Annotated in this window: 1 protein-coding gene and 1 pseudogene; both read left to right on the top strand. The window is 41.4% G+C overall.

Annotated elements, in window-relative coordinates; translation table 11 throughout:
* The coding region (locus tag F6K20_RS33610; RefSeq protein WP_287297671.1) for an amino acid adenylation domain-containing protein at positions 1-2,471 on the top strand (2,471 nt) is incomplete at its 5' end.
* A pseudogene (locus F6K20_RS40995) lies at positions 2,437-2,564 on the top strand (PepSY domain-containing protein); the annotation flags it as partial. The gene F6K20_RS33610 and the pseudogene F6K20_RS40995, both read left to right, overlap by 35 nt.

Genomic DNA, 2,564 nt, shown 5'->3' with positions numbered 1-2,564 from the left:
AAGCTTATAGTCACCAAGACATACCCTTTGAGAAGTTGGTAGAAGAGTTGCAACCAGAACGGGCACTATCGCAAAATCCCTTGTTTCAGGTAGTGTTTGCGGTGCAGCAGGAGGAAATCTTAAAACCATCCTTTAGCTTACCTAACTTAGAAGTAGGTTGGTATGAAGGGGCAGGAGCTGAGATGACAGTGCGGATGGACTTAGAGTTACATCTGTGGCCAGTAGGAGAAGAAATCAAAGGATTTTGTGCCTATAACACAGACTTGTTTGAGGCTGAAACAATTACTCGTATGCTGTCACATTATGAAAACTTACTATCAGCAGCAGTAGAGACGACCGAACGACCGATTAGCCAGTTGCCATTAATGACACAGCCAGAGCTAGACCAAATACTGGTGGAGTGGAACAATACCAAAACAAATTATCCAGATGACAAATGTATCCATCAGTTATTTGAGGATCGGGTAGAGAAAACCCCAGATGCAGTAGCAGTAGTATTTGAACAACAAAAGCTGACATATTCGGAATTAAATAGTAAAGCCAATCAACTAGCACATTATTTGCAAAAGTTGGGAGTAGTTCCAGAAACCTTAGTGGGAATATGTGTAGATCGTTCAGTAGAAATGGTAGTAGGTTTATTAGCCATACTCAAAGCCGGAGGAGCTTATGTGCCATTAGACCCGAACTATCCCCAAGAACGCCTAGAATATATGTTCGCTGACTCTGGAGTGTCAGTGTTACTAACTCAAGAACAAATATTAGCTCAATTGCCCCAACATCAAGCTCAAGTGGTTTTTCTAGATAGAGATTGGGAAAAAATAGCCACTGAAACACCAGAAAAGGTCAAGAGTGAAGTCAGTCCCCAAAATTTAGCGTACATAATTTATACATCAGGTTCCACAGGTAAACCAAAAGGAGTCTTGGTAGAACACAAGGGACTGTGTAATCTGGCTACAGCTCAAATCCAAGAGTTTCAAGTAAACTCCAACAGCAGAGTCGTTCAGTTCGCATCATTAAGTTTCGATGCCTCCATCTCGGAAATAGTCATGGCTTTAGGTTCAGGAGCCAGTTTATATATGGGCAGCCGAGATACCTTAATGCCTGGAGTGGGTATGAGTCAGTGGTTGCGGAACAACAAAATCACCCATATCACCATACCCCCCTCAGCTCTAGCAGTGATGCCCAAAGAGGAATTACCTGATTTAAAGACCATAGTAGTAGCAGGAGAAGCTTGCCCACCAGAGCTAATATCGCACTGGGCAAAGGGGCGACAATTTGTGAACGCTTACGGACCAACAGAATCAACAGTATGTGCCACCATGGCTGAATGCTCACCAGAGTGTTCTGTGCCACCCATAGGTAGGCCGATAGGCAATACTCAAATCTACATCCTAGACAGGAATTTACAACCAGTCCCCATAGGAGTACCTGGTGAAATTTATATAGGCAGCGTTGGTTTAGCTCGTGGCTATCTTAACCAACCTCAATTAACACAGGAAAAATTTATTTCCTATCCTTTGAGGAATTTAACCGAGGAGAAGCTTTACAAAACAGGAGATTTAGCTCGTTACTTACCGGATGGCAATATTGAGTTTCTTGGTCGCATAGATAATCAGGTGAAGATACGAGGTTTCCGAATTGAACCTGGAGAAATTGAATCAGTTCTCAGGAGGAATCCCCAAGTCCAACAAGCTGTAGTAATCGACAAGGAAGATACTCCAGGGAACAAGCGATTGGTAGCATATTTTGTTCCCGAACCAGAATTGGAACAAAATATCCAGAAGATGAAAGGCATAGAACTTTGGCCATCAATAGCAGAATACTATGTTTATGATGAGTTATTGTACTATGCGATGACTAATGACCATCGTCGAAACCAAAGTTATCAAGTGGCAATTAATCAACTTGTTAAAGAGCGAGTAGTAGTAGAAATTGGTACAGGTAAGGATGCTATTTTGGCGAGATTTTGTGCCAAAGCAGGAGCTAAGAAAATCTATGCTATTGAGAGAGACCAAGAAACCAGTCAGTTAGCTAAAGCTAGCGTCGATAAGTTTGGATTATCGGCACAAATTGAAATCATACATGGAGATGCGATGACGGTTAACCTACCAGAGTTAGCAGATGTATGTGTTTCGGAAATTGTGGGAGCAATAGGTGGTTCTGAAGGAGCAGCAGTAATTATTAATAATGCCAGAAGGTTTTTGAAGCCAGATGGTGCAATGATTCCTGAAAGAAGTGTGACTAAGATTGCAGCAGTAACTCTTCCAGAGCCTTTACTCAATCAACCCAGATTTACAAAGGTTTCTGGTTATTATACCCAGAAAATATTTGAACAGGTTGGGTATCCTTTTGATTTGCGGGTTTGTATTAAAGGATTTCCTCAAGCAAATTTACTTTCCAATCGAGGAATATTTGAGGATTTAGACTTTACTAAATCTGGATCTGCACAAAGGAAAATTTGGTGCCATTAACTTACAAATGATTTATCCGTTTCTCAATGCCTTTGGTTTATTAACCTTAGCAATTACAGGTATTTCTATGTGGTTTCAGACTCGGCGACGGGT

It is taken from the genome of Moorena sp. SIO2C4 (genome assembly GCF_010672485.1).
Classification (GTDB): Bacteria; Cyanobacteriota; Cyanobacteriia; order Cyanobacteriales; family Coleofasciculaceae; genus Moorena; species Moorena producens.
This window is presented reverse-complemented; position numbering and strand designations above follow the sequence as displayed.